The sequence below is a fragment of the Limosilactobacillus pulli genome, assembly GCF_947381555.1.
GTDB lineage: Bacteria > Bacillota > Bacilli > Lactobacillales > Lactobacillaceae > Limosilactobacillus > Limosilactobacillus pulli.
Map to the genome: position 1 here is coordinate 1 of NZ_CANCWQ010000050.1, position 6,378 is coordinate 6,378.

3 protein-coding genes and 1 tRNA gene are annotated in these 6,378 nt (G+C 39.9%); all 4 read right to left on the reverse strand.

The genetic code is table 11. From position 1 onward, the window contains the following. Positions 1-62 precede the first annotated feature (62 nt). The 4 genes from QOS03_RS08840 to QOS03_RS08855 all read right to left on the reverse strand — a co-directional run bounded on the left by QOS03_RS08840 (position 63) and on the right by QOS03_RS08855 (position 6,376). Positions 63-1,112: a restriction endonuclease subunit S gene (locus QOS03_RS08840; RefSeq protein WP_283576153.1), complete on the reverse strand. Its 1,050-nt coding sequence runs from the start codon at positions 1,110-1,112 to the stop codon at positions 63-65. Further along, positions 1,105-2,748 carry a type I restriction-modification system subunit M gene (locus tag QOS03_RS08845; RefSeq protein WP_283576154.1) on the reverse strand — a complete coding sequence of 548 codons (1,644 nt, stop codon included), beginning with the start codon at positions 2,746-2,748 and terminating at the stop codon, positions 1,105-1,107. The genes QOS03_RS08840 and QOS03_RS08845 overlap by 8 nt, the downstream gene beginning before the upstream one ends. Positions 2,749-2,764: 16 nt before the next feature. Further along, a complete protein-coding gene (locus tag QOS03_RS08850; protein ID WP_283576155.1) occupies positions 2,765-5,914 on the reverse strand; it encodes a type I restriction endonuclease subunit R in 3,150 nt (1,049 codons plus the stop codon). Between the two features lie 390 nt (positions 5,915-6,304). Next, positions 6,305-6,376 (reverse strand) — tRNA-Gln (locus tag QOS03_RS08855). Between the last annotated feature and the right edge of the window lie 2 nt (positions 6,377-6,378).

Genomic DNA, 6,378 nt, shown 5'->3' on the forward strand with positions numbered 1-6,378 from the left:
ACTGGCGAACTCCAATTGAGATCTTCTTGCTTAATCTGCGTCATTAAATTTGTTCAAGTTATTTATTGCAATCTGCCAATTCTATATATTTCTTCATCTAATCTTGGCTTTAAGATTTTTAGATTTTTCAAATCGCTAGCCTTAACTAGTGGTTGACCAGTTCCAAAGGATAATTTTTTTAAATCATATTTTTGTAAGTAGTAATACAGAAACTTGTTGTACTTGCTTTTGATAAACACTGTATTATCAGTAATTTTAACTGATCCTGAAAATCGATATAAATTACCCGCGTTAGCACCAACACGTGCAGTTAAAATAAAATCTCCAGTATAATCAAAATTATTGTCATATCCAATCACTGAAGTTGACCCTAATATTGGATATCTACCATTATCTTGTAATTTGTACTTACTTTTTCCTGTGCCTATTTTTGTGGTTAGTTTTGATAACTTATGCTGTTCCCAAGCGGTACTAAATCTTTTAAACCGGAGAGCCGGATATCCGGTTTCATCCGCAAACATTTTTTGCAGTAAAGCCTTTTTCAGCTGTTCTAACTGGCGATGCTTTTCCTCATGCAAAGTGATAGTTTTGTCGAGATTTAATAATAGTAGTCCAATTTTTCTTTGCTCATTTTCATTCATAGGAAATCTAAATAACGTCCCTGAGACTAACTTCCAATCAGAACGTGGCATCTTTGAACCAGACGATAGATTAGCCACATTTTGAAATTTTTGAGTCTGAATCATTCCGTAAATAAAGCTAGGTTCCAATAATTTTGAATATAAAACCCAAAAGTCACCTACAGCAACACCTTTAAAATTGGGATAAAGCCAATTTTTTAGATAAGGTCGAAGTTTTCCAAATAATACATCGAAAGGTTGAAAAAAAATCCCTTTTTTTCTAATGCTCTTTTTGGTTATATCTTTATTTAGTGTTCCCTGCCCAGAATTAATATCCTCATATTCAACCCCAGGTAATTTACTAGAACTCATTTCAGATTTTGTTCGTCGATAAATTTTATGACCAAACTCTACTTGCTCCCAATCATCCGTAAAGCCTTTAAACCGCAGTTCTGGGACTCGTTTAGCATCTTTTTCATTTTGTTTAGTCATGCTTAAACACCGCCTTAATCGCATTAATAGTGGATTGCGTATGTTCATTCACATCAAGATCATCGACCAATGACAAAAATTCAGCTTCACTTTGAGCAATTTTTTGATCGATGTCCTGCATTTCTTTACTCAAGGCCACAATATCAATTGGTGGTTCTTCTTCAAAAGTATCAACATATCGAGGGATGTTAAGGTTAAACTCGTTCTCCTTAATTTCATCCATTGTGGCCAAGTGCGCGTATTTATCGACGTCTTGGCGTTTTTTATATGTCTCGATAATCTTGTCAATGTCTTGATCACGCAGGATATTTTGGTTTTTGCCCTTTTCAAAGCCTTTTGAAGCGTCGATAAACAAAACGTCTCGATTATCACGATGCTTTTTTAAGACCATTACAATTGTTGGAATACCCGTAGAATAGAATAAGCCAGCTGGCATCCCAATAATTGCGTCAATTTGCCCTTTTGCTAATAAGGCTTTGCGAATTTTGCCTTCTGCTGCTCCACGGAAAAGAACCCCGTGTGGCAAAACAATCGCCATCGTACCATTTTGCTCCAGGTGATACAGAGAGTGCAGCAAGAAAGCATAGTCAGCCTTACCCTTGGGAGCAAGTGCACCGTAATCTTTAAATCGTGGATCTTTTAATTTACTCGAATCAGCATCCCATTTTTGTGAATATGGTGGGTTGGCAACGACAGAATCAAAAAAGTGAGGACGATCAACCCCATCTTGGTCCAATCCGTCTGGCCAGTCCATTGCCAAAGTATCAGCATTGCGCAGCGTCATATTACCATAATCAACGCCATGCATCATTAAATTCATACGCGCCAGGTTGTAAGTCGTCGTATTCAGTTCTTGACCGTAAAAACGTACTCGTCCCTTTTGTCGACCTTTTGGAATCTCATCACGCACGGTCAGCAGCAAGGAGCCGGATCCCATCGTCGGGTCATAAATTGAAAATGATTCTTGATTCAGGTCCATGTTGGCTGCTACCAACTTAGCCAAGACCTTAGATACTTCATGCGGCGTGTAAAATTCACCGGCCTTCTTTCCGGCATTGCTGGCAAACTGCTTAATCAGATATTCATAGACGTCTCCTAAGATATCATGCCCATTTTCATCAAAATAATCAAAGTCGTTTACCATTTTGGCGGTTGCAATTAAAGCTTTGGTTCGTGTAGCCAGATTGTTTCCCAGTCGACTGTTGTTCAGATTGACATCAGCAAAAACCCCACGAAAGTCCTTTTCGGCAAATGAATTAAGCTGCGCGTTTTCTTCAAAATGATCAAAAATATTTTGAAAATCTTCGGCATTTGCCTTGCTGTCATGGATTTTTTCCATCAATGTGGTCCAGGTATCTTCTGGCGCAATTGCATATCCTAACGCCCCAGAGATATCTTCCAAGTAGTCCTTTAAATCATCACCAACTGCGTCTTGTCGATATAGATCATTAATGCTCTTTCCTTCTACCTGATCAAAAATATCATTATCAATCAGATATTTTTCCTGTTTTTCTGATAGGTAACGGTAGAACATAAATCCAAGGATATAGTTACGGTATTCGCTGGCATCCATCGTCCCACGCAGTTCGTTTGCCATGCTCCAAAGTTGGCTTGATACATCTTGTGCTTTTGACATTTTGACTCTCCTAACTCTAGTATTTGCGTTTCATCGTATCGGCGAAATCATTAAAGGCCTGCCGCAAATGGGTTCGATATTTCATTCTTTTCAGATTCCGGACTTCTTGATCATGTGCCGTAGTCTGGTATGATTTTTGAGCTTCATTAAGAATGTCTCCTAATTCATTCTTCGTATCCAGATCATCATGTTCAAGCGTATGCTGCTGTATCAAATGAGTAATCTTATCTTTATTTAGGTTCATTAAGCCCCATTTTTGCATAAACTGCTCAATATCGTTTGATTCACTGCCTTTAGCATATGATCGCAACAGTTTTCCCGCATCCTTGCCTTGAAGCGGATAAGTACCGCCTTGAACTGCCCGATCGAACAAGGCCTTAATGAAAGCCACCAGCTGAGCAGCATACTTTTCGTCTTCAATTAGATTGGTATAGCTCTGCAATTGCTCATGCGTTTTTTGCGCTCCAGCTTCATCACCATCATGCAGCTGATTTGCCAACTGTGCCAATAGTTCTTCAATGTAATCATAGTTGACTCGAACGTCATTTACGTGTTCCATTCTTAACGTTGGCATTGGCATCTCATCATCAGATTCGCCTCTTTGTTGATTGATCAATTTATTGAGCTTAGTTGCGATTCGCCCAGTCAGTGCCGTTTCATCTTGCGCATTCATATTAACTTGCCCAAACAACTTTTCTGGATGCTTTTCATCGTAATTATCATCCTGTTTAATCTTTACCATCAGATGATTATACCGATGCATCGAATGCCATAGCTCAACCTGCGCATTCTCACTTTTTGGTACATCGTCAAAGTTATCGGTAAGATTCTTAATCTGCTTCACGACTCCTGCCAGTTCATCAACTAATTCAGCATAGGATTTTTCCACGATTCCATCTGGGCGATCAATCAACTCACCTTGCACGGCAGCCGACTGACGATTGGCATAGAGAGTCAACGCCTTATTCATCAAGTCTTCTGCGTGCTGAGGCCAGCGGTAGTTAACGATTCGTCCAAACGGCTTTTTTTCCATATCCTGCACACGATTGGTCCGCGAATATGCCTGGATTAAATTAGCACCTTTCAGAGTCCGATCGACATAAAGCGTATTAAGCATTGGTGCATTAAATCCCGTCAACAACTGATCAACTACAATTACCAAATCAAGATTAATGGCATCGTCACCCAGATTTCTTGCCAGGCGATTAACCACATCTTCGGTGTATTCTTTTACCGTTGTATCATCAAAGCCAGTCCCAAATTCCGCATTGTAGTTTTTAATGGCACGACTCAAGCCTTGATTATTCTCATACTGGTTTTCTCCATTCGATGTATCCTGGCTAAACGTAATCGCCACTTTTAAACGCTGGTCAGCAGGTCTTAATTTGTTTTGACGCTGAAACTCATCATAGTACATCATTGCCATTGGCGTTGATGCCTTGCCACCACCAACATGAGTCGTCAAGATCGCACTATATAGTCCTTTATTTGATCGATTCGACCAGTACTTAAAAATATCCGTGACCACCAATCGCACATGTTCTTGGTTATTATCATAAACACTCGGTTGTATCAAATCGTCCATATCACTCGGCGTTAGATTCCTAATCCGTTCTTTAATATGCTCATCAGTCCACGTTGGGTTGATCTTTTTGAAATATTTTGGCAAGTACTCATTTTCCAGGCTATCTTTAGGTAGAGTCGTCTGGAAATCAACCTTAAATCCCAAGACGTTTCGATCGGCAATTGCCTCTCTGATCGTGTAGATGTGTAGCGGATCACCAAAGATATCTCTGGTCGTAGTTATCTTAGCCGCATTTTTTCTTTTGGTGCCATTCATGGTTTCGTCATCAAAAACCGGTGTGCCCGTATACCCAATCCACGCTGAATGGGGAAAGGCTTTTTTGATGTCTTTGATCATGTCGCCACTGGTTGATCGATGGGCCTCATCAACGATAAAGACCACGTGCTGCTGATCAGTATATTCACGCCGCCGCACTAAAGTCGCCATCTTTTGCGTTGAAGTGACAATCACACTGTTACCCTTCTTTTTCAGTTTACGACTCAAATCGGAGACATTAGCGGTTTCTTTTACCACGCCACCACTAGATTCTGTATCATTTTCAGGATCGTAGGCCTTATATTCTGCTACGGTTTGATTGGTGAGTGCGATTCGGTCAACTAAAAACACAACTTTATCAACGTTTGGTTGCCTTGATGCAAGCCAGGCAGCTTTAAAACTCGAAATCGTTTTGCCTGATCCAGTCGTATGCCAGATATACCCCAAACGCTGGTCATTGACTTCGAAATCATGCGCCTTGATTTTATCCATTACCCGACGCGTTGCATACACTTGATAAGGACGCATAACCTTAATCATTTGATGATAAGGCGTGCCATCTAAAATCATGTAATTGGTAGCCAGCTGGTGTGCCATCGGAATTGATAGTACCTTGGATGCAAATACCCGCCAATCGTGAACTGGACGGTTGGTCTTTTCGTCTTGCCATTCAAAGGCAAAATCCGTGTTAAAGTGATCAGCATCATTCGGCAAAGCCATATAGCGAATTTCATTGCGCGTCATCCCTACAATGATTTGGAGTGTCGAATAAATCCCGCTATATTGACGTTCACTAAGGTACTGCTTCATTTGATTAAACGCCTTATCAGTACTGATGGAATCGCGTTTTTCCTCAATCTGTATAATCGGCAAACCATTGATCAGCAGCGTAACGTCAAATCGACGTGGCTTTTTACCACTAATAACCAGATCACGCTGAATTTGATTAACCATTTGATATACAGTATTGCCGCCACCAATTTGATCTTGGTCAAACACTGTTAAAATCACTGACTTGCCATCTTCATCCCGCTCAACCGATACTTGGCTCTTACCACCGACACCATATAAAAAGATGCCGGCTTTATAAGGATTATCCAAGCTTTCAACCTGTTTTTTTACCTGGCTGAATTCCGTGTCTGAAAGCGGCTTGCCATCCAACTTATCCTGGTTGTTCTGTTCAAGAATCTTTCTAAAATTAGCCCAAAGTTGATTGGTTGTTTTAATTTCTTCTTCATATTTCCATTGGCGACTTGCACCAACATGCTGCAGATACTCAATCAATTCATCTTCAAAGGCTAGTTCTTCTGTATTATTGCTTTTCATAGATTACCTTCCCAATATAGTTTTACTATTAAATTATAACCTTTGAGACGGTGTATATTGGCCATTTTATACAAGCTATTTTTAATAGTGTGAAATAATTTGATTTTTTTCATCAGATGTTATTGTGTAGGATCTTGGCATAGTGACTATCGCTCAGCTGATAATGCCTTCTCTACTTTAGTTAAAACACTGGGATTTTATATAAAATTGTTTTTTTGCACTGTCTAATCTTAAATTACATTTATCAAACAAACCTGCCCCAATAAGTAAATCAAAGCAAATCAGCTTGATTGTAAACCTCACTAGTGTAAAGCACGCCAAGCACAATCAATTATCGTAAACAATAAAAAAAACCGCCAGACGACATCAAGTCATCTGGCGGTTATTCAGTTGGGCTAGCTGGGTTCGAACCAGCGCATGACGGTACCAAAAACCGTTGCCTTACCACTTGGCTATAGCCCAAT